Raw genomic sequence first — 21,405 nt, forward strand, 5'->3', positions numbered from 1 at the left:
GAGGGTACGCGCGGTGGGCGGCCTTGGCATCACCCCAGCAGGTCGTCCTCATAGCACCAGCGCCAGTCCTCGCCCGGCTCGATGCTGCGCATGACCGGGTGGCCCGTGGCCTCGAAGTGCCGGGAGGCATGCGTTCCGGGCGAGGAATCGCAGCAGCCCACCGACCCGCACGCCAGGCACATCCTGAGGTGGACCGGCGTCGTGCCTTCGCGGCGGCAGTCCGCGCAGAAGGGGTCGCGCGGCACTTCCGGGTCCGCGGCGGATTCGAGGTGCCCGCAGACACCGCCGGGCCTTGCGATGCCTTCCCCGCCGCCGCCGTCGCCGGCGGTGTCCAGTTCCTCCAAGGAGATGTCGAGCATGGATTCCTCCACGTCCAGACGGTCCAGCACTTCGCTGAGGACCTCGTGGGCGTACTCGCCCCCGCGCCGCAGCTCCAGCACCTTGGCCCGTTCCGCGTCCAGCATGGCAAGCCGCAGCTGGGCGTAGCGCTGGCTGGGGGTGGCGGCCTCCGCCGTCGGTCGGCCCAACCGCTCCCAGGCCGCCAGCCCGCGCTCCTGGGTCCGCCGTTTCAGCATCGCCACGACCTCCGGGGGATCGTTATCGGTGCGCAGTTCCTGCAGTCGTGCCACCCCGGCCGCGGTGGCCAACTGCATCAGTGAAGCCTGGTTCAGGGCATCCTCGCGCTGGTCCGGACCCTGCACCCGGAGCAGCCGCACCAACGCTGGCAAGGTGAAGCCCTGCAGCGTCAACGTACCGCCGACCACCACGAGCGCGGCCAGGATCAGCACCGGCCGATGTTCCAGATCCGCGGGCAACACCAGCACTGCCGCAAGCGTCACCACCCCGCGCATCCCGGCCCAGGACACGATCGCGGCGAACTGCCACGGCGGCGCGGGGTCTTTCCGCCGGATGGACGGAATCAGCCGGGGCAGGTAGGTCGCGGGGAACACCCACACCGGCCGGAGCAGCAGCACCGCCAGCAGGATCACGGCGCAGCCGGCCCAGATCCGGCCAGCGCCCAGCGAGTCGTCCTGGACGCCTTCGATGATGGTCCGGACCTGCAGGCCGATCAGCAGGAACACCGAGTTTTCCAGCAGGAACTGCACCGTGTTCCAGTTGCTGCGCTGGCTCAGCCGGGCTGCTCCGTTGGGCATCGACGGCGCCTTGGTTCCCATCACCAGCCCGGTGACGACGACGGCGAGGACACCGGACGCGTGGATCGCCTCGGCCGGGAGGTAGGCGACGAAGGGTGCCATCAACGACGTCGAGGTGTTGATCGCGACGCTCCGGATCCGCTTGCGGAGCTCGGTCAGGACGTAGGCGGCGGCCAGGCCCACCACCAGCCCGCCGCCTGCCGCGAGCACGAAGCCGCCGGCGATCCCGGCGGCGGACACCGTTCCGGCGATGGCCGCGATGGCCGCCCGGAGACAGACCAGCGCGGTGGCGTCGTTGACCAGGGATTCGCCCTCCAGGATGGTGACAATCCGGCGGGGCATGCCCACCTTCCGGGCGATGGCGGTCGCGGCCACGGCGTCGGGCGGGGCCACCACCGCGCCGAGCGCGATCGCGGCGGCCAGCGGAATTTCCGGGAAAAGCGCCCACACCACGAAGCCCACGGCGAGGGTTCCGAAGATGACGTAACCCACCGAGAGCAGCCCGATGGCACGGCGGTTGGAGCCGAAGTCGAAGAGCGAGGTCCGCAGCGCGGCGGCATAGAGCAGCGGCGGCAGCAGCCCGATGAGGACCAGTCCCGGATTCAGCTCGATGGGCGGGATGAAGGGCAGGAAGGACCCCGCGACTCCAGCCAGCACCAGCAGCAGGGGAACGGAGACATTGAGCTTGCGGCCGAGGGCGCTCCCGGCACAGACAACGGCCACGAGCACCAGGAGTCCGAGGGCGAGTTCCATGAGGCCATTCTGTCAGGCTGGTTGTTCGGCGGATCCGACGGGCTTCCGGGCCGCCCCGCAGCGTTACGCGAAGCTGTCTTCCCTCACACGCTCCGGCTGGCCGTGCTGCGGGCTGTGCTGCGCGGCGGCGGCGGCCTGGTGGGCCTGGACGGGGTGGCCAAACGGGTTGAAGCGGCTGTGCGCCAGGCCATCGAATTCGTAGGCGCTCTCGGCGTGCTCCGAGCGGTCCACGCCGGCCACCTCGGCCTCATGGCTGACGCGGAAACCGACGGTCCGGTGCAGTGCCAGACCGATGACCGCCGTGCCCAGCCCGGAAAGCGTGACGGTGATCAGCACGGCCGCCGTCTGGGCAACCAGCTGGTGCAGGCCCCCACCGTAGAAGAGACCGCCGCCCTGGCCGTCCGCCGGCAGGGCGATTAAGCCGAGCGCCAGCGTTCCGATCAGCCCGCCGCCGAGGTGCACGCCGACGACGTCGAGCGAGTCATCGAAGCCGAACTTGAACTTCAGGTCCACGAAGACGCAGCATGCGGCCCCGGCCACCAGGCCCAGGCCGATCGCGGCCAGGGGGCTGACATTGGCGCAGGAGGGCGTGATCGCGACCAGTCCGGCCACGACGCCGGACGCCGCGCCGAGCGAGGTGGGGTGGCCGTGGCGGACCTTTTCGGCCACCAGCCAGCTGAGCATGGCCGCGGCCGGGGCGGCGAGGGTGTTGACCCAGATCAGGCCGGCCTGCTCCACCGTCGTCGCGGCACCGGCGTTGAAGCCGAACCAGCCGAACCAGAGGATGCCGGCGCCGAGCATGACGAACGGGATGTTGTGCGGCCGGTGGGCCGGGTCCTTGCCGAAGCCGTGGCGGTTGCCCAGGATCATGACCAGCACCAGGGCGGCGGTGCCCGAACTGATTTCGACCACGGTGCCGCCGGCGAAGTCGATCACCTGGCCGAAGACGGAGCTCACGGCCCCGCCGGCGCTCATCAGGCCACCGCCCCAGACCATAAAGGCCAGCGGGCAGTAAACGAGGGTGATCCAGACCGGCACGAAGAGCACCCAGGCGGTGAACTTGGCACGGTCGGCGATGGCACCGCTGATCAGGGCGACGGTGATGATCGCGAAGGTTGCGCTGAAGCCGGCCTTGAGGAGGTCGGGGGAGCTCATAAGCCCGTTCAGCCCGAAGCTGGCGAATGGGTCCCCGAAGATGCCGAGGACGCCCTTGCCGCTGGTCATCGAGTAGCCCCAAAGTACCCAGACCACACCGACGATGCCGGCCGAGACGAAGCTCATCATGATCATGTTCAGTGAGGCCTTGGCGCGGGTCATGCCGCCGTAGAAGAGGCCCAGGGCCGGAGTCATGAGCAGCGCGAGGGCCGCCGAGACCATGATCCAGATGTTTCCCGCGGTGAGCTCCACCTGCGTGTCCCTTCTCAACAAATCGCCGTACCGGGACACTTCGCCGCCGGCCCCCAACCGGGTTCAATCCTCCCGGGGCCGTGTTTCAGGCAGTCGGGAACTACGTTGCGGGGAAGTTACAGGAATTGGCATTGTGCGAAGACGGCGTCACGGGCGTGTTTCGGGCATGTTAACGGGGGCTCTCCTGCGCCGTTTCGACGGTTCCCCGCGCGCTCGATGTGTCCCGGCGTCGAGCGCGCACGGAACCGTCGAAGTGGTCCCCGGAATGAAACCTGATACTTGAATGTTCAATAAAACATGGACTTTGGCATTTTTACCTTCGGCGAGCTTTCCCGCAACATCAGCACCGGCAGTGCGCTGTCCCCCCAGCAGCGGCTGAAGGAGATCATCGAGCTGGCGAAGCTGGCCGACCAGGCGGGTCTGGGGTTCCTGGGCCTCGGGGAACACCACCGCCATGACTTTGCCCTCTCGGCACCGGAAATCGTGCTCGCCGCGATCGCCCGGGAAACCAAGAACCTGCGGCTCGGCACCGCGGTGACGGTGCTCTCCACGCAGGACCCGGTGCGCCTCTTCGAGCAGTTCGCCACGCTGGACCTGATCTCCGACGGCCGCGCCGAAATCATCGTGGGCCGGGGCGCCTTTGTGGAGTCCTACCCGCTGTTCGGCCACCACCTGGAGGATTACGACGCCCTCTTCGAGGAGAAACTGCAGATGCTACTGGAGCTGCGGGACCACGCCGTCGTGGACTGGCAGGGCCGGCTGACGCAGACCCTGGCCGGAATGGACGTCGCGCCGCGGCCGGTGCAGGCCAAGCTGCCGGTCTGGGTGGGCGTGGGCGGGACGCCGGCGAGCTTTGCCCGGGCCGGACGGCTGGGCCTGCCGCTGTTTGTCGCGCTGCTGTCCGGGCCCGCCCGGTTCCGCCGCCTCGTGGAGCTCTACCGCCAGAGCGCGGCCGACGCCGGCCACGACCCCGCCGGGCTGCAGGTGGGGGCGGGCGGCCACTTCTACGCTGCGCCCACCTCGCAGCAGGCCCGGGACACGTTCTACCCGCACTACCGGGCGTATTTCGAGCAGAACATGCCGCGCCCGGTGGACCACTTCCCGCGCTCCACCTTCGACGAGTGGGCCGAGCCGGGAGGCGGACTTCTGGTGGGTAGCCCCCAGCAGGTCATTGAGAAGCTGCTGGAAATCCATGCCACCCTCGGAAACCGCCGCTACCTGGCCCAGATCGGACTCGGCGGGCTGCCCTTTGCCGAGACCGCGCGTTCCATCGAGCTGCTGGCCACCGAGATCATGCCCGCCGTCAACCGCGAGATCAGGGCGGCCGGTAACGGCGCTGCACGGCTGCCCGCGGTCCCCGGGAGCCGACGGGACCGGAACACCTAGAACTGGGTGATCGTGGTCAGGTAGCCGTAGTACTTCGCGCCAGCCGGACGCATCGGATCTCCGGCGAAGCCGAAGTCGTGGTGCCGCTCGTTGTACGACTCGGCAAGATCGAGGAACTGCTCGCTGATGTCGGCGCCGGAACCGCGGCAGGCCTTGTGTTTGATGCACTGGGCCATCGCGCCGGCCACTGCGGGACTCGCAAAGCTGGTGCCGTGGCTGACGCTGTAGCCGCCGGGGGCCGTGGACAAGATGCACACGCCCGGCGCCGCCACGGTGTGCCGCTGGTCCTTGATGTCGACTGCGTAGTTCGAGAAGAATGCCGGCTGGTCATCCCGCTGGCCGATGGCGCTCCAGTCGTCACGGCCGCAAATACTGGGCGCGAGCCCGTTCGGGTGCCCATCGAAATCTGCCATGGCGGTGGCCGTCACCACCTCGTGGTATGCCGCGGGCACCGTCCCGGCGATGTCCGATGCGGCGTTTCCGGCAGCGACCGCATAAGCCACGCCTGCCCGGACCGAGCGGCAGATGGCGTAGTGCATCGGGTCCGTGCCCTTGCCGCAGTTGGGCGTGTTCGAACCGGGCCCGGCGATGCTGATGTTGGCGACGTCGATGTCGTTGGTCTTGTCGTTGTCCCGGCGGGTCGAGGTAACCCAGTCAATGGCGCAGATCAGGCTCGCCTCGGTGATGGTGCGGGAGTCCGACACCACCCGGACAGACCAGAGCGCCGTTCCCGGCGCCGTGCCGATGATGCCGGAGCCGTTGTTGCGGGCCCCGATGATGCCGGCCACTGCCGTCCCGTGGCCCATCACGTCGATGGGCGTCACTTTGACCGGTTCGCCGCTGGTGCAGTCCACCCCGCCCCGCACATTGAGGTCCGGGTGGCTGCCGTCGATGCCGCTGTCAATGACCGCCACGTTGACGCCGGAACCGCCGTCGTCCTTGCTGGCCCGCTGGTTGGCGCCTTCCCTGGCGTCTTCCAGGTTGCCGCCGATCCGCAGCCACCAGAACGGGGCCACCTCGGTATTAGGTGCTTTGGGCTCCAGCGGCTTGTCGAAGTGCCGGCCGAGCGTGACGAAGTCGACGCTCGGGTCGGCCGCCAGGCTGCTGGCCTGGGCCGCCGTCATGGTGCCGGCGTAGCCGTTCACCGCGTCCCGGTAGACCTTCGACGCGGTGACGCCGAACTTGCCCTGGTGCGCCGTGGCCACAGCCCCCGGGTCGCCGGCGGTGTCCTTCAGCACGACGATGTAGCTCTGTGCCGGCCCGGCAGCGGCAGCCGGGGCGGCGGCGGCCAGCCCGCCGCCCGTGGCCAGCACGAGGGCGGCCGACGCGGCCAGGAAGCGCAACGGCCGTGTGCTGTCCGGCGGGGAAGAGGAGGCGCCGGGCCGGGGGCGCCGCCAGCCTGCAGCCACGAATGTTTTCTGCGGACGCGGGAAGAATGTGCGGACAGTGGTGAACATCGTGGCCTCCAATAAGCGTGGTCGCTTTCGAGTGCCCCCCGACCATCATGGTAGGCCTGCGGCGCGGAAAAATCAGGGGGCAAAAGGAAGCTGCGGCGAGAATCCGGGCCGGGCGGCGATTAGGCCAGTGGAATCTCGAGGTAGCCGCCGCCGCCATCCCACCCGCACGCGGTGCCCAGTTCCGCGCACAGCCGCTGCATCCGGCCGGCGATATCCCGCGCACTGCGCCCCGCCAGCCTGGCCTGGAAGGCTGCGATGACGGTGGGGACCATCCGGAGCCGCTGCGGCGACCCGCCGTCGGTCTCCAGGACGAAGATGAAGGACCGGTCGTTGCGTTCCTCCGGGTCCACGGCGTAGTCATCGACGAAGTCCCCCGCGCCGTAGATGACGGGCCGCCCCCGGTACACCTCGATGCCGCGGACGACATGCGGCGAATGCCCGAACACGACGTCGGCGCCGGCGTCCACCAGCCGCCGCGCCAGCGCCCTGTGTTCGGCCGGGGGATCGGATCCCCAGTTGCCGCCCCAGTGCGCAGACACGATGAGCAACTGGACCCGTGACGCAGTCCGCCGGACCAGCTCAAGGAGCTCCTCGACGCCCTCCCCGACGGCGGTCGCCGGGGCGTAGTGGACGCCGGGGGAGCCGGCGTCCGCCTCCCAGTCCGGCTGGTTGTCCGTGAACGCCACGAACCCTACGGCGTCGGCTCCCACCCTAAGCACGGCCGGCCTGCGGGCCGTGTCCCGGTCCGTGCCGGCGCCCGCGTGGAGGATCCCGTGCCGGTCCAGCGCCGGCAGCATTTCCCGCAGTGCGTCCGGCCCGTAATCGAGCACGTGGTTGTTGGCCAGTAACACCACGTCCAGCCGGGCGACGAGGAGGCTGTGCACGTTCTTGGCATCGGTACGGAACGTGAAGACCTTGCCCGGGTCGGGGGCGCCGCCGTCGGCCAGCACGCACTCCAGATTGGCGACCCTCAGATCCGCCCGACTGAGGACGGGCAGGGTGTCACCCCAAGGATAGGCCGGGCCCGCGGTCTTGAGCCGCTCGTTCACGAGCCGGCCGAGCATTACGTCGCCCACGAACGCGATCTGCATGGCACCAGCATGCGCCGCCCGTCAGGGAAGGGGAAGCTACGGCGGGTCAGCGTGTGGCGGCCCCGCGCGACCGGCCGGCCTTGGGCGGGGCCGCGGCGGTGTGGTGCCCCAGGGCAACCGACGCGGCCCTGGCCGCCTCCGACACTGCGGGACCCAGACGCCCGACGTCGGCAACGGTCACCCGCTGCGTGGGGAAGCCCAGTCCGAGGACCCCGGCGAGCTCGCCGGTGTGATCAAAGACCGGCGCGCTGATCGAGCCCACGTCACTGTTCCGTTCACCGAACGCCGCGTAGAAACCCTGACTGCGCGCCTGCTCGACCTGCGCGTCCAGCACGTCCCAGCTGGCGGGGGTGTTCGGAGTGAAGCGCGTCAGCTCCATACCGGCGAGCGCCTCCCGCGCTCCGGGGTCGAATGCGAGGAAGATCTTGCCCGGCGCCCCGGCATGGATCGGCATCACCTGCCCCACGCGGAACGGGCGCATCACCACATGGCGGGTCTCCGCGACGGCGACGACGGTTCGGAAGGCTCCGTCCCGGATGTAGAGGCAGGCCGTTTCCCCGGTGTCGTCACGCAACTGCTGCAGGATCGGACGCACGATGCGCACGATGTCCAGCCCGAAGGTGCCAGGGCTGGCCCATTGGACCAGGCGCAGGCCGATCCGGTAACGGTCTCCGTCGCGGTCCAGGAAGCCCTCGCGGACCATGTTCTGCACGAGCCGCTGGCAGGTGCTGGTGGGCAGGCCCGTCTGGCGCGCGATCTGGGCCAGGGTCGGGTCCGGCTCCTCGAGCGAGAAGCAGTTAAGGATTTCCGTCACCTTGCCCAGCACGAGCAGCGGGGTCGATCCGGTGCCCTGTTCTCTTGCCAACGCGCGGTTTTCCTTTGTTCGGGGCGGACCCCGCCGTGCGACGGGCGCCGTAGCGGAAGGGTCCTTAGAGGGTATTGACATCAGACTAACATTTCCCGCAGGATGGGTCACGGCCTCACAATGTGGGATTTTATGCACTCGGACAACGACTTGGAGACAGACTGTGAGCACACCGCGGGGCGTGGAGCAATCAAGTACGGTGCGACCGGCCGCCGGCCCGTCCAGGATCGGGCTGATCGTTCCCAGCTCGAACAGCACGATGGAAACAGAGCTTCCAGAACTCTTCCGCCGGCAGAGCGAAGTGACGGGCCACCGGTACACCTTCCACTCGGCCCGGGCGGCCCTGAAGAACGTGACGCCCGCCGAGCTTGCCGCCATGGTGGCCAAGGCGGCGGACTGCGCCACGTCCGTCTCCGACGCCGACGTCGACGTCATCGCCTATGCCTGCCTGGTCGCGGTGATGGCCCAGGGCCCGGGGGCCCACGCCGGCTCCGAGGAGATCATTGCGCAGGCCGCCGAAGCCAACGGCCACCCGGCGGCGGTCACCAGCAGCGCCGGCGCCCTGGTGCGCACCCTTCAGCACCTGGGCGCGCGCCGTGTGGCAATGGTGACGCCCTACCTGCCGGAGCTGACCAAAACCGTCAGCGACTACATCGAGGGCGCGGGCATCACCGTGCAGGACGTTATCGGCCTCTCGGTGGCCGACAACCTCGAAGTGGGCCGGCTCGATCCGCTCGCCCTGCCGGGCATCGCGCGCCGGCTCAACACGAGCGGCGTGGACGCCGTCGTCCTGTCCGCCTGCGTTCAGATGCCGTCGCTGGCCGCCGTGCAGACTGTCGAGGACGCACTCGGCCTGCCTGTCATCACGGCAGCGACAGCCACCACCTTCGAGATCCTCAACGCACTGGGACACATGCCGGCGATGCACGGCGCCGGACGCCTGCTGGCCGGCGCCGTGCGCAGCGGCGTCCCGGTTCCTGCATGACCTTCCACCGCGCCACCACGGCGCCATCCATACGGGCGCGAGCCCTCCACATCAATACAACGGAGTGATGATGACAACCCAAGCAGTGACCCGGGAGCAGGCGGCACGCCGCGCGACCGTTGCCAGCGTCGTAGGCACCACCATTGAGTGGTACGACTTCTTCCTCTACGGCACGGCGGCCGCCCTGGTGTTCCCGCAGCTGTTCTTCCCCGGCCAGAACGCCTTCGCCGGTGTTCTCTTCGCCTTCGGAACGCAGTTCGTGGGCTTCGTGGCCCGGCCAGTCGGCGCGGCCATCTTCGGCCATTATGGCGACCGAATCGGCCGCAAGACCACGCTGATGGTCACCCTGTTCCTGATGGCCTTCGGAACCGTGCTGATCGGCTTCCTGCCCACATACCAGGCAATCGGCGTCGCGGCCCCGATCCTGCTGACGCTGCTCCGGATCATCCAGGGCATCGGCGTCGGCGGCGAGTGGGGCGGATCCGTGCTGCTGAGCATGGAGTGGGGCCACAAGGGACGCCGCGGTTTCTCCGCCAGCTGGCCGCAAATCGGCGTGCCGCTCGGCCTGGTCCTCTCGACCGGCGTTGTCCGCATCACCTCCGGAATCACGGGCACGGAAGGCTTTGCCTCCTTCGGCTGGCGTATCCCGTTCATCATCAGCATCCTGCTGATCGGAGTGGGCCTCTTCGTCCGCCTGCGTGTGATCGAGAGCCCCGAGTTCGAGGCAGTCCGCAAGTCCAACAAGATTGTCCGGAACCCCCTGATCGAGGTCATCAAGCGCCAGCCCAAGGAAATCCTGCTCTCTGCGCTGGTCCGCATGTCCGAGCAGGCGCCCTTCTACCTCTTCATCACCTTCGTGATCACCTACGCCGTCAAGCACCTGCAGCTGAACAGCAACTCGATCCTGGACGACACGTTGATCGCGGCTGCCCTGGGCCTGGTGAGCGTGCCGCTCTTCGGCTGGCTCTCTGACAAGTTCGGCCGGCGCAAGGTGTACGGCGTGGGCATCGTGCTGACGGCCCTCTTCGCGTTCCCGTACTTCGCGATGCTGGACACCCGCGAGCCCTTCATCGTGGGTGTGGCGATCGTCGTGAGCCTGATCCTGCACGACATCCAGTACGGACCGCAGGCGGCGCTCATCGCGGAGAGTTTCGACGCGGACATCCGTTACACCGGCGCCGGCCTGGGGTACCAGCTGGCCAGCGTCGTGGCCGGCGGCCCCGCTCCGCTGATCGCCGCCGCGCTGCTGGCCCAGTACGGCAATTCGACCGCGATCGCGCTGTACATCATCGCCTGCTGCGCCATCGCCATGCTGGCCCTGATCTTCCTGCCGAAGGCTGCCCACCGCTTCGAAGAAAGCCCTGAGATCAAGACGGAAGCAACTGTATGAGCCTGACGCATGCGGGCATCGCCCCGGACCAAACGGCAGGCGCCGACCCCCTGGCGGCGCCGCAGCCGGCGGACCCGGCCCTGGCCGGACCGCTCAAGGACCTGCTGGTCCTCGACCTAAGCCGGATCCTCTCCGGCCCCTTCGCCACCATGACCCTGGCGGACCTCGGGGCCGACGTCATCAAGATCGAACAGCCCGGACAAGGAGACGACACGCGGCAGTGGGGGCCGCCGTTCCAAGGCGAGGAAGCGGCCTATTTCCTCTCCGTGAACCGTAACAAGCGCAGCCTCGCGGTCGACCTCAAGTCACCCGAGGGCCTGGCCGCGGTCAGGCGCCTGGCCCAGAAGGCGGATGTGCTGGTCGAGAACTTCCGGCCCGGCACGGCGGCGAGGCTCGGTCTTGGGTACGAAGAGCTCTCGCGGGACAACCCCGGACTGGTCTACGCCTCGATCAGCGGCTACGGCCAGACGGGGCCGGACGCCCTCCGGCCGGGGTATGACGCGATCGCCCAGGCGCGCAGCGGCATCATGAGCGTCACCGGGGAGGCAGACGGGCCGCCGGTGCGGGTAGGGGTCAGCAGTGCCGACCTCGTCGCCGGAATGTGGGCGACCATCGGTGTGCTTGCCGCGCTGCACGAGAAGCAGCGCACGGGGAACGGACAGTGGGTGGACATCAGCCTGCTTGACGGATCCGTCTCCTGGCTGACCTACGTCTCCAGCGGATACTTCGCCAGCGGCGAGGTCCCCAAACGCTACGGTTCGGCCCATCCGACGATCGCCCCGTACCAGGCGTTCCCCACCTCGGACGGCTTCGTCATGGTCGCTGTCGGCAACGACGGGCTGTGGCGGCGCTTCGCCGCTGCGCTCGGCGACGAGGGTCTCGCAGCCGACCCGGACTACGCCACCAACCCCTCCCGGGTAGCGCACCGGGACACCCTGATTCCCCGGATTGAGGCGGTCCTGTGCACGCGCAGCGCCGAGGACTGGGTGCGGATCCTGGACGACGCCGGGGTGCCCGTGGGGCCGATCCAGACCGTAGACCAGGCCCTGGCCGACCCGCAGGTCCGGGCCCGGGGCATGGTGGCCGAACTGAACCACCCCACAGCGGGGCCTATGAAGGTGGTGGGCTGCCCGGTGCGCCTCACACGCACCCCGGCGTCCGTGCGCACGGCGCCACCGCTGCTGGGCCAGCACACCGACGAAGTCCTGGCCAGTCTTGGCCTGGATGAGCCTTCGATCGCCGGGCTCCGGCGCACGGGTGCGGTCCAGTGATGGCGGGGCAGCAGACCATGGAAGCCGTGTCCCTCGAATACTCGGGGCAGGTGGCCACCATCACGCTGGGAAGCGGGGAGCGCTTCAACGCGATGGGGGCGGCCGAATGGCGCTCACTCGGGGAAGCCGCCCGTTCCTTGGCCGCACAGGAGGTGCGCGCCGTCGTTATCCGTGGCCGCGGCGGCACCTTCTGCTCGGGCTCGGACCTGCGGGAATGGGAACACTCCGCCGCAGAGGACGTGCAGGAGATCTTCGCCACGATCGAGTGGGCCCTGCAGGCGGTCGAGGCCCTGCCGATGCCGACTGTGGCCCTCGTCGAGGGTGCCGCGACCGGGGCGGGCTGCCAGTTGGCCTTGGCCTGCGACCTGCAGCTGATGGCCGAGTCGGCCCGGATCGGCATGCCGATCGCCCGCCTCGGAATCCTGGTCCCGCCGTCATTTGCGAACAGGATCAGCCTGCGGATCGGGCCGTCCCGCACCAAGGACCTGTTCTACCGGGGCACGCTGCTGCGGGCGCCCGAAGCACACGCCATGGGCCTGGTCAGCTCATGCGTGGCGGACCACAAGACCGAGGCTGAGCTTGCTGAGTTGCTCGCGCTCTGGGAGCGGCTCTCGACGGCCTCGCTCCGGGCCGCCAAAGCCGCGGTCGACACCGGCCTCGGACCGCTGTCCCAGCCCGCCCGCGACTTGCCCGTGGGCCCGGCGACGGACCCGGCCGAGTTTGGCTGGCGGGTCGGGGCGTTCCTGCACCGCAAGAGCCACCCGGCTCAGCCGTTGTAGCCCTCCACCTGCGTGACAGGCCGAGCCTCCGCATCGTCCGGATTCTCGCCGTATTGCCTCTTCGCACGCCGTTGCCGCAGCAGGTCCCAGCACTGATCGAGGTCCTCCTCAAGCTGCCGGAGCCGGAGCCGGTCGGGGACGTGGTCATGGTCGGCGCTTGCGGACTCTGCCCGTTCGCGGAGCTCTCGTTCCTCTTCCACCAGCGAGGTGATGCGCTGGAGGATGTCCCGTTCGTCCATGGTGGCCTACTTCCTGCATTCCTGAAGCACTGTGGTACCCGCCAGCGTAATCACGGTCCTTCTCGCTGACCAGAGGGTGAGGGGTGGCATGGCGCCATCCCGGAAGATTGTCAGCTTGCTTATTATTTTTCGGCTTTTTAGAGTTGAGTCTGTAAGGCACCAATCTCTCCGAGTGGGACATGTTCGGCCGGACAGCCGACGGCCCCTCGCGCTGGCTAGAGGAGGACACATGTCGGAGCACACCATTGCAGGCAAGAAGGTCGCATTTCTGCTGACGGACGGCGTCGAGCAGGTCGAGCTGACCAGCCCATGGAATGCGGTCAAGGATGCCGGCGGCGAACCCACCCTCGTAGCTCCCAAGAGCGGAAAGCTGCAGGGCTACGACGGCACCGAAAAGGGCGAGACGTTCGACGTCGACCTCACGGTGGACCAGGCCAGCGCCTCAGACTTCCACGCCCTGGTGATTCCGGGCGGCGTCGTGAACGCTGACCATCTCCGGGTCCACAAGGGAGCCCAGAACTTCGTCCGCGGTTTCTTCGAACAGCACAAACCGGTGGCCTCGATCTGCCACGGCCCCTGGCTGCTGATCGACGCCGGCGTCGTCAGCGGACGGAACCTGACCTCCTACCACACGCTCCAGACCGACCTGAAGAACGCCGGCGCCCACTGGACCGACGAGGAAGTGGTCGTGGACCAGGGGCTCGTGACCAGCCGGAACCCGGACGACCTGCCGGCATTCAACAGCAAGCTGCTGGAAGAAATCGCCGAGGGCGAGCACGCCGGCCAGACGGCCTAGTCGGGCGTCACAGCCCGGCGCCGCCAGGCGGCACCGAGGCCCGGCAGGGCCTATGAAGTGTGCCCGATTTCGGGCAGGATATGCCCTGTAAGCCGCGCCGGAGCGGTGGCTACCGTCCGCCTGCTCCGCCGCCGTCACCAGCCATCAAGGAGTCCCGGATATGACCACGCTCAACCCCTACCTTGGCTTCCGCGACAACGCGAAGGATGCCATGACCTTCTATCAGTCCGTGTTCGGCGGGGAGCTGAACATGAGCACCTTCGCCGAGTTCCACGCGAGTGAGGACCCGGCCGAGCAGGACAAGATCATGCACGCCATGTTGACTGGCGAAAAGGGGCTGGTGCTGATGGGCGCCGACACCCCCAACAGCATGGACTACACCCCCGGCAACAACTTCTCGGTGTCCCTCAGCGGCACGGACGAGGCCGAGCTCCGCGGCTACTGGGACAAACTGTCCGAGGGCGGCACTGTGAGCGTGCCCCTGGCGAAGGCCCCGTGGGGCGACACCTTCGGCATGTGCAAGGACAAGTTCGGGGTGGACTGGCTCGTAAACATCGCCCCCGCCGCTGCCGGCTAACAATTCTCCACAGGCCGGGCGCCCCCAGGTGAGGGTGCCCGGCCTGTGCCGCGCCGGTGGACTAGTCGGGGCTGGTGTCGGTGGTGAGGCCGCGGTCGTCCGCCGTCTTCTCGTCCTGTTCCTCGGCCGGCCCGGGCACCTTGTGCGCGTCGCCTTCGCCGGGGGCGTGGCCCTCCGTGGCGTCCGACGCCGACGCCGCGCTTCCGGCGCTGCCGCCGTCGCGGGGAATTGGCTTCCCGTCTTCCGCCACCCCGTCGATCACGATGTCTTCGGGTTCGGTCGGTTCGTTGCTCATGCGTTCCTCCGATGCTGGCCAGCGGGACGTCCGCCCCGGATCTTCCACCCAAGGTACAGGGGGCGCCGCGCCGGCGTACAGGCGGACCATTCGGCGTCGCCGGTTCGACGGTTCCCTGCGCACACGCCGCTGCGACGCGTCGCGGCGGCGGGGAACCGTCGAAACGGAACCCTGGGTTGTCAGTATGCTTACTAGACGCTGACCAGTGGCGCTGAACAGAAACGAGACCACCATGAGCAGGCCCGTGCGCATCGAGGTCGAGGCCGCAGGACACCTGGGCCACGTCTTCGCCTCCCGACGGCCGGGCGGCACGACGGCGGCACCCGCCGTCGTCCTGATCCACGGGATCGGCGCCTCGCACCGTTACCTGCAGCGGCTGCACGGACTGCTGGCCGAATCGGTGGACACGTTCTCGATCGACCTGCCGGGCTTCGGCGCCACCCCCAGGCCGGAGCACACCCTCAGCGTGGCGGAGCAGGCCACCTACATCCTCGGCGCCCTCGAACAGCTTGGCGTGCTGGAGTTCGTTATCGTCGGCCACTCAATGGGCACCCAGTTCGCGGTGGAAGCGGCGCGGCAGCAGCCCTCGCGGATCCCGCATTTGGTACTGATGGGCCCGGTGGTCAACGACCGGCGGCGCACCGTGGCGCAGCAGGCCCTGGCGCTGGGCCGTGACTGCCTGTTCTACGAGAGCCCGTCCTCCAACGCCCTGGTCTTCACCGACTATCTCCGCTGCGGGCCGAGCTGGTACCTCAAGAACCTGCGCGTCATGATGGACTACCCCATCGAGGAGAAAATCGGCGGCGTCGCCGCGCCCGTTCTCGTGCTGCGGGGCGAAAACGACCCCGTTGCGCCGACGGACTGGTGCCTTCGGCTGGCCGCCCGCGCAGCCTCCGCAACGTTCCTGGAAATCGAGGGGACCGGACACGTGGTCCAGCACAACCGTGCCGTGCAGGTCGCCGACTCAATCCTCGCCTTCGCCGGCTCCCCGGCCGGCGGAAGCGGAGCAGCCCGCGGGTCCACCGATTGAGCACGGTGTTCCAGATCGCCGGCTGGTGGGCCCGCGACTACGCCTACGCCGTCGGCCGGCAACTGCGCAGCGCGGTGTCCCGGGTGAGCCCCGACGAGTTCCTCAGCGGTGCCGGCCGGCCGGTCGTCGTCATCCCCGGCATCTTCGAAGACTGGCGCTTTATGCTGCCGCTGATCCGGGAACTGCACGCGGCCGGGCACCCCGTGCACGTCGTCACGGTGCTGGAACGCAACCGGCTCGCCGTCCCGAAAGCGGCGGCCCTGATTGCCGACTACCTCCGCGCACGGGACCTGCGGGACACCCTGATTGTCGCGCACAGCAAGGGCGGACTGATCGGCAAATACGCGATGATGTCGCTGGACCCGGAGCGGCGGATCAGCCGCATGGTCGCGGTTGGATCCCCGTTCTCGGGTTCCCGGTACGCGGGCTACATGCTCCTGCCGAGCCTGCGGGCCCTGTCGCCGCGTAGTGCGGTCACCGTCCAGCTCTCCCGCGAACAACGGGTCAACGAGCGGATTACCTCCGTCTACGGGCTCTTCGACCCGCACATCCCGGAGGGCAGTGTGCTCCCCGGCGCGCGAAACGTGCCGCTGGACACGGGCGGCCACTTCCGGATTCTCGCCCATCGGGACACCATCAGCACCGTCCTGGCGGAAGCGGCCGCGCCAGAACACGTGCCGCCCGCACCCCTGCCGCCCGCCGCCCCCAAGGCCGGCCCGGAAAGCTAGTCCTCGAAGTGGGTCCGCGCCGGACCCTGGCCCAAGGCATCCACGATCGCCGCGGCGACGGTGTGCAGCTTGACGTTGCGGGTGCTGGAGGCCGTCTTGAGCAGCTCGAACGCCTCGGCCTGGCTGCAGCGGTTCTGCGCCATGATGATGCCAATCGCGACGTCGATCGCGGTGCGGGTTTCCAGTGTTGCCTTCAAGTTGACCGCCGTCTCGCTGAAGTGCGCGAACCGCACGGCCAGCCCGAGTGCCATGGTCGTCTGGCTCACAAAGATGCTGGCCAGCTGCTGTGCCCGTTCGTCGAAGCGGTGCGGCCGGTGCGAATACAGATTGAGTGCGGCCCGGGTTTCGCCGTCGAGCAGGAAGGGGACGGCGAGGATGGAGCGCATGCCGTGTTCCCGCACCCTGGCAGCGCACTGCGGCCACCGCGAATCACCGTCCAGATCGGCAATGTGCACCGTGACCTGTTCCCGGGACGCCGTCACGCAGGGGCCGTCGCTGAAGCCGTACTGTATCTCGTCCATGGCCTGCGCCGCTGCGCTGCTGCTGGCCACGGTGGCTGCCTTCCGCTGCCGGAGCAGCGTGATCCCACACAGGACCTCGTCGCCGGGCTCGGACAGGCTGCGCGCCGAAACCCTGGCTAACTCGCCGAGGAATTCCTCTACGTCGGCGCTGTTCAACACCAGCTGATGCAGGTGCTGGTTGATTGATGTTGCGGTTGACTCGCTTACCACTATTCCTTGATGCCGTTTCGCTCGAATCGAATCGAACCGGCCAGGCGCGACGCACCACAGCAGGGAAGGAGGGCGGTGGTAGCGGCAGCGAAGCCGGATCGAAGAACTATCCAACGGCCTTCTGCTAAACCGTACCAAAAAGAGATTATATACAGGACTCTGCCGCCGTTTCATCTGCACTTCACCCGCACAAATGACTCCCGGGGGCCGCCGACGTAGTGTTAGCGGTACCTTGAGGTACCGGACGGAATCTGTATGCCACAGCTCGACACCAGGGAGTCTGCCTCCCCGCCCCTGACCATCGCCGATGCCGCCCGCACCGAGGCGGCCACGGTGCTTGCCCGGGTGGGTTCGTCCGCGGGCGGGCTGTCCCAGACGGAAGCCGAGGAGCGGCTCGCCACACTGGGGCCCAACGCGGTCCGTACCCACGAGGCAAGCGGCTGGTCGGTGCTGGGCCGGCAGTTTCGCAGCCCTATCCTGATCCTGCTGCTCATCACCGCCGGGCTCTCGCTGTTCCTGGGGGACGCCACCAACTCGATCGTGATCGGCGTGATCCTGCTCGTGAGTGTGGGCTTGGGATTCAGCAACGAGTTCCGGGCCGAGCGGGCCGCCGAGGCGCTGCATTCGCGTGTCACGCACACCGCCGTCGTGCTCCGTGACGGGACCGCCAGCGAGGTGAACGTAACCGCCCTGGTGCCCGGCGACGTCGTGCAGCTGGGACTCGGCGCCATCATCCCGGCCGACCTGCGGCTGCTGACCGTCAAGGACCTGCTCTGCGACGAAAGCATCCTGACCGGGGAGTCGCTGCCGGTCGCCAAGGATCCGGCCCCGGTGGCCGGCGGCGCAGCGCTGGGCGACCTGACATCCTGCCTGTTCATGGGAACCGTGATCCAGGCTGGCAGTTGCACCGGGGTGGTGGTGGCGACCGGCGGCCGGGCGGAATTCGGCCGAATCGCGCTCGGCCTGGGCGAGCGTCAGCCGCAGACCGAATTCCAGCTCGGGCTCAAGCGCTTCTCCTTCCTGCTGCTGCAGGTGGCCATCGGATTGACCTCGCTCATCTTCGTCGCGAACCTGCTGCTCCAGCGCCCGCTGATCGAATCGCTGCTGTTCTCCCTGGCGATCGCCGTGGGGATCACCCCGCAGCTGCTGCCCGCCGTGGTCAGCACCAGCCTCGCCACGGGCACCCGGCAGCTGGCCAAACGCAAGGTGCTGGTCAAACGGCTGGTCTGCATCGAGGACCTCGGCGACATGGACATCCTGGTCACGGACAAAACCGGGACCCTGACGGAGGGCCGGATCAGCTTCACCGCCGCCCTGCCGGTGGACGGCGGTGTGTCCGCGGACCAGCTGTTCACGCTGGGGCTGCTCGCCACCGAGGCCGATTACACCGAGGCTAAGCGGTCGGTGATCGGGCAGAACCCGCTGGACGCCGCGCTCTGGGAGTCCCCGGACGCCGCGGCCTTCGAGCCCGCACGCTTCGAACGGCTTGACGTGATCGATTTCGACCACCAGCGCCGGCGGACCAGTGTCCTGGTCCGCGACGACGGCGCCCCGGCCCGGATCATCACCAAAGGCTCGCCGGAGGACGTGCTGGCGCTGTGCGGCGCCACGCCGGCGGCGGTGCAGGCCCTGCTGGACGAACAGTTCGACGCGGGCTCCCGAGTGGTGGCGGTGGCGACCCGGGACGCGGCCGGAATGGAGGACATGTCGCCGGCGGACGAGAAGGACCTGGAACTGGCCGGTTTCCTGGTCTTCCTCGACAAGCCCAAGGCCAACGCGCGGGAGTCCCTGGACCGGCTGGAAGCGCTGGGCATCACGGTCAAGATTGCCACCGGGGACAACGCCAAGGTCGCCGAGCGGGTCTGCGACGAACTCGGCGTGCTCTCCGGCGGGACCATCGCCGGGGCTGAGGCGGAGGCCATGTCCGACCCGGAACTGAGCGCCGCCGCCCGCGAGGCCAGCATCTTCGCCCGCGTCTCCCCGGAGCAGAAGGCCCGGATCATCCGGCTGCTGCGCCAGAGCGGCGGCGCCGTCGGGTTCATGGGCGACGGCGTCAACGACGCGCTCGCGCTGCACCAGGCCGACATCGGCATCTCCGTGGACAGCGCCACCGACGTCGCCAAGGACGCCGCCGACGTCGTGCTGCTGGACAAGGACCTCGGGGTGCTGGCCGACGGCGTTATGGAGGGTCGGCGGATCTTCGCCAACACCATCAAGTACGTGTTGATGGGCACCTCCAGCAATTTCGGCAACATGTTCAGCGCGGCGACGGCGTCGGTGGTGCTCAGCTTCCTGCCGATGCTGCCGGGACAGATCCTGCTCAACAACCTGCTCTACGACACGGGCCAGCTGGCCATCCCCGGTGACCGGGTGGACAAGGAACAGTTGCTGGCCCCGGCCCACTGGAACATCTCCTTCATCCGGCGCTTCATGTTCCTCTTTGGCCCCATCAGCTCGGTCTTCGACTTCGCGACCTTCGCCCTGATGCTGTTCGTCTTCGACGCTGTCCCGGGGGAGTTCCGGGCTGGCTGGTTCATCGAGTCGATCGCCACGCAGACGCTGATCATCTTCGCGATCCGGACCCGCCGGGTCCCCTTCCTCCGCAGCCGCCCCTCGCTCGGACTGCTGTGCGCCTCGCTCGGCGTGGTGGCCCTGGGCGTGTTCCTGCCGCTGTCCCCGCTCGCCGGTGTGCTGGGCTTCGATCCGTTGCCGGTGCCCTTCTTCCTGGCTCTGCTGGGCATGACCGTGGTGTACCTGGTGCTGGTGGAGATTGCCAAGCAGTGGTTCTTCTCCCGTGCCGCCCAGCAGCCCACGGCGCCGGTGCTGCCGCGGGTCCGGCGGCGGGGTAAGGACCACCACGTGGCCCGGCGCGCGGCACGCTTCAGCACGACGAACGCCGCGACGGCGCACGCCCGCCGGGCACCGTTGGCGCCCCGCCGGGGCCGGCCGGGCCGGGGCAAGCGAAACCGGGTACAAGGGCCCTCACATCCCCGGAACTCCTGACGGATAGTGGGAGAAAGCGCCAAGCTGCTCCGATGCCCAGCCTGCTCCGATGCCCAGCCCGCGGAGCGCATCACTGGATGGGCCCGTCGGCCGGCGCCCGACTGGAAAGCCAATACAATGAGCATTTTTGAAGACAGGGTTGATGCCGGGCGGCAGCTGGGGCGGCGTCTGGCGGACCTTCGTGGCAAGGACATCGTGGTGCTGGGCCTACCGCGCGGCGGGGTTCCGGTCGCGTTCGAAGTTGCCGCGGCGCTGGACGCACCCTTGGACGTGATCGTGGTTCGGAAGCTCGGGCTGCCCTACCAGCCAGAGCTCGCCATGGGGGCGACCGGCGAGGGCGGTGCCCGGGTCCTAGAGGAGCACGTGTTGGCGCAGGCCCGCGTCAGCGATGCGGAACTGCAGGCCGTCGAAGACCGCGAGCGGGCCGTGCTTGAAAACCGTGTCGCGCAGTTCCGGAAAGGCCGCACCCGCCAGGACCTCACCGGGCGCATTGCAGTGATCGTCGACGACGGGATCGCCACCGGCTCCACCGCCCGGGTCGCCTGCCGCATTGCCCGGAAACTGGGCGCCGCGCGGGTGATCCTGGCCGTGCCCGTTGCTCCGGCCGACACGCTCGCGGCCCTGAGCGAACCCGACGAAGTGGTCTGCCTTGCCACACCCCGGCAGTTCTCCGCCGTCGGCTATCACTACCGCGACTTCTCGCCCACCGAGGATGACGAGGTGATCCAGCTGCTCGACGCCGCCGCCCGGCGGCTGAAGGATTCGCCGCCAACGGGGGGAACGCCGACGGCCACCGCGGACCTCGCGGAATTCGACGAAGAGGTGGAGATCCCCTCCCGGGGAGTCCGGCTGCAGGGGCAGCTTCACCTGCCGGTGCCGGCCCGCGCCGTGGTGGTTTTCGCCCACGGTAGCGGCAGCAGCCGGCACAGCCCGCGGAACCGCTTCGTGGCCAGCGTGCTCCAGCGCGCAGGCCTCGGCACCCTGCTGCTGGACCTGCTCACACCGGCGGAGGAGCGCAACCGGGCGAACGTCTTCGACATCGAGCTGCTCGCCCGCAGGCTGTCCTCGGCCACCGACTGGCTGGCCACGCGCGATGACACCGCGTCCAGCGCCATCGGCTACTTCGGCGCGAGCACCGGCGCGGGCGCGGCGCTGTGGTCCGCGTCCGAACCCTCCGCCAGGATCTCCGCCGTCGTATCCCGCGGCGGACGTCCCGACCTGGCCGGTCCCCGGCTCTCCGCCGTCCGGGCGCCGACGCTGTTGATCGTGGGAAGTTTCGACTACGAGGTGCTGGAGCTGAACCGCAAGGCCAAGGCCATGATGCGGTGCCCCAACCAGCTGGCCGTCGTCCAGGGCGCCACCCACCTGTTCGAGGAACCCGGGACGCTGGCCGCAGCGGCCATCCTTGCCCGGGACTGGTTCGCCAAGTACCTGCTGCCCGCGACCGAACCATCCCGCAAGGAGTGAG

Annotated in this window: 19 protein-coding genes; 11 read left to right on the plus strand and 8 right to left on the minus strand. The window is 68.8% G+C overall.

Annotated elements, in window-relative coordinates:
- Positions 1–29: 29 nt before the first annotated feature.
- Both ACZ5Z0_RS11635 and ACZ5Z0_RS11640 read right to left on the minus strand, forming a co-directional pair.
- Entirely contained in the window at positions 30–1,907 is a 1,878-nt protein-coding gene (locus ACZ5Z0_RS11635; RefSeq protein ID WP_464108566.1) for a Na+/H+ antiporter, read from the minus strand.
- 63 nt (positions 1,908–1,970) lie between these two features.
- Complete coding sequence (locus ACZ5Z0_RS11640) at positions 1,971–3,314, minus strand: ammonium transporter (protein WP_464110773.1); 1,344 nt, start codon at positions 3,312–3,314, stop codon at positions 1,971–1,973.
- 297 nt (positions 3,315–3,611) lie between these two features.
- Between ACZ5Z0_RS11640 and ACZ5Z0_RS11645 the strand changes: the two genes are divergently transcribed.
- The gene (locus tag ACZ5Z0_RS11645; protein WP_464108567.1) at positions 3,612–4,700 is read left to right on the plus strand and encodes an LLM class flavin-dependent oxidoreductase; all 1,089 of its coding nucleotides are present in this window, start codon (positions 3,612–3,614) and stop codon (positions 4,698–4,700) included.
- Here ACZ5Z0_RS11645 and ACZ5Z0_RS11650 read toward each other — a convergent pair.
- The 3 genes from ACZ5Z0_RS11650 to ACZ5Z0_RS11660 all read right to left on the minus strand — a co-directional run bounded on the left by ACZ5Z0_RS11650 (position 4,697) and on the right by ACZ5Z0_RS11660 (position 8,113).
- A complete protein-coding gene (locus tag ACZ5Z0_RS11650; RefSeq protein ID WP_464108568.1) occupies positions 4,697–6,157 on the minus strand; it encodes a S8 family peptidase in 1,461 nt (486 codons plus the stop codon). The two genes, ACZ5Z0_RS11645 and ACZ5Z0_RS11650, sit on opposite strands and share 4 nt — an antisense overlap.
- Before the next feature lie 119 nt (positions 6,158–6,276).
- On the minus strand, positions 6,277–7,248 hold the full coding sequence (locus ACZ5Z0_RS11655) for a CapA family protein (RefSeq protein WP_464108569.1): 972 nt from the start codon (positions 7,246–7,248) through the stop codon (positions 6,277–6,279).
- Positions 7,249–7,294: 46 nt separating this feature from the next.
- Positions 7,295–8,113 carry an IclR family transcriptional regulator gene (locus ACZ5Z0_RS11660; protein WP_464108570.1) on the minus strand — a complete coding sequence of 273 codons (819 nt, stop codon included), beginning with the start codon at positions 8,111–8,113 and terminating at the stop codon, positions 7,295–7,297.
- Between the two features lie 259 nt (positions 8,114–8,372).
- Here ACZ5Z0_RS11660 and ACZ5Z0_RS11665 point away from each other — a divergent pair, with 259 nt between their 5' ends.
- The 4 genes from ACZ5Z0_RS11665 to ACZ5Z0_RS11680 all read left to right on the plus strand — a co-directional run bounded on the left by ACZ5Z0_RS11665 (position 8,373) and on the right by ACZ5Z0_RS11680 (position 12,538).
- Positions 8,373–9,098: a maleate cis-trans isomerase family protein gene (locus ACZ5Z0_RS11665; RefSeq protein WP_464108571.1), complete on the plus strand. Its 726-nt coding sequence runs from the start codon at positions 8,373–8,375 to the stop codon at positions 9,096–9,098.
- 67 nt (positions 9,099–9,165) lie between these two features.
- Positions 9,166–10,488: an MFS transporter gene (locus ACZ5Z0_RS11670; protein ID WP_464108572.1), complete on the plus strand. Its 1,323-nt coding sequence runs from the start codon at positions 9,166–9,168 to the stop codon at positions 10,486–10,488.
- Positions 10,485–11,759 (plus strand): CaiB/BaiF CoA transferase family protein, encoded by a 1,275-nt coding sequence (locus tag ACZ5Z0_RS11675; RefSeq protein ID WP_464108573.1) that lies wholly within the window; start codon positions 10,485–10,487, stop codon positions 11,757–11,759. Before ACZ5Z0_RS11670 ends, ACZ5Z0_RS11675 begins: the two co-directional genes overlap by 4 nt.
- Complete coding sequence (locus tag ACZ5Z0_RS11680; RefSeq protein WP_464108574.1) at positions 11,759–12,538, plus strand: enoyl-CoA hydratase/isomerase family protein; 780 nt, start codon at positions 11,759–11,761, stop codon at positions 12,536–12,538. Before ACZ5Z0_RS11675 ends, ACZ5Z0_RS11680 begins: the two co-directional genes overlap by 1 nt.
- On the opposite strand, the gene ACZ5Z0_RS11685 is transcribed toward ACZ5Z0_RS11680, so the two are convergent.
- Positions 12,526–12,777, minus strand: a complete 252-nt coding sequence (locus ACZ5Z0_RS11685) for a DUF2630 family protein (protein ID WP_464108575.1) — start codon at positions 12,775–12,777, stop codon at positions 12,526–12,528. The two genes, ACZ5Z0_RS11680 and ACZ5Z0_RS11685, sit on opposite strands and share 13 nt — an antisense overlap.
- A gap of 229 nt (positions 12,778–13,006) precedes the next feature.
- Here ACZ5Z0_RS11685 and ACZ5Z0_RS11690 point away from each other — a divergent pair, with 229 nt between their 5' ends.
- Entirely contained in the window at positions 13,007–13,573 is a 567-nt protein-coding gene (locus ACZ5Z0_RS11690; protein WP_138768284.1) for a type 1 glutamine amidotransferase domain-containing protein, read from the plus strand.
- 160 nt (positions 13,574–13,733) lie between these two features.
- The gene (locus ACZ5Z0_RS11695) at positions 13,734–14,150 is read left to right on the plus strand and encodes a VOC family protein (RefSeq protein WP_464108576.1); all 417 of its coding nucleotides are present in this window, start codon (positions 13,734–13,736) and stop codon (positions 14,148–14,150) included.
- 61 nt (positions 14,151–14,211) lie between these two features.
- Here the strand turns inward: ACZ5Z0_RS11695 and ACZ5Z0_RS11700 are convergent, their stop codons facing one another.
- Complete coding sequence (locus tag ACZ5Z0_RS11700) at positions 14,212–14,445, minus strand: hypothetical protein (RefSeq protein WP_464108577.1); 234 nt, start codon at positions 14,443–14,445, stop codon at positions 14,212–14,214.
- A 205-nt stretch (positions 14,446–14,650) separates the two neighbouring features.
- Here ACZ5Z0_RS11700 and ACZ5Z0_RS11705 point away from each other — a divergent pair, with 205 nt between their 5' ends.
- Together ACZ5Z0_RS11705 and ACZ5Z0_RS11710 are read left to right on the plus strand one after the other, a co-directional pair.
- Positions 14,651–15,475, plus strand: coding sequence for an alpha/beta fold hydrolase (locus tag ACZ5Z0_RS11705; protein WP_464108578.1), 825 nt, complete (start codon positions 14,651–14,653; stop codon positions 15,473–15,475).
- 5 nt (positions 15,476–15,480) lie between these two features.
- Positions 15,481–16,203, plus strand: coding sequence for an esterase/lipase family protein (locus ACZ5Z0_RS11710; RefSeq protein ID WP_464110774.1), 723 nt, complete (start codon positions 15,481–15,483; stop codon positions 16,201–16,203).
- Here ACZ5Z0_RS11710 and ACZ5Z0_RS11715 read toward each other — a convergent pair.
- A complete protein-coding gene (locus ACZ5Z0_RS11715) occupies positions 16,200–16,934 on the minus strand; it encodes a GAF and ANTAR domain-containing protein (RefSeq protein WP_464108579.1) in 735 nt (244 codons plus the stop codon). The genes ACZ5Z0_RS11710 and ACZ5Z0_RS11715 overlap by 4 nt on opposite strands.
- Before the next feature lie 255 nt (positions 16,935–17,189).
- Between ACZ5Z0_RS11715 and mgtA the strand changes: the two genes are divergently transcribed.
- Positions 17,190–19,937, plus strand: a complete 2,748-nt coding sequence (mgtA, locus tag ACZ5Z0_RS11720; protein ID WP_464108580.1) for a magnesium-translocating P-type ATPase — start codon at positions 17,190–17,192, stop codon at positions 19,935–19,937.
- A gap of 117 nt (positions 19,938–20,054) precedes the next feature.
- The gene (locus ACZ5Z0_RS11725; protein ID WP_464108581.1) at positions 20,055–21,404 is read left to right on the plus strand and encodes a phosphoribosyltransferase family protein; all 1,350 of its coding nucleotides are present in this window, start codon (positions 20,055–20,057) and stop codon (positions 21,402–21,404) included.
- Position 21,405: the final 1 nt, after the last annotated feature.

The organism is Arthrobacter sp. T2-23 (assembly GCF_055398325.1).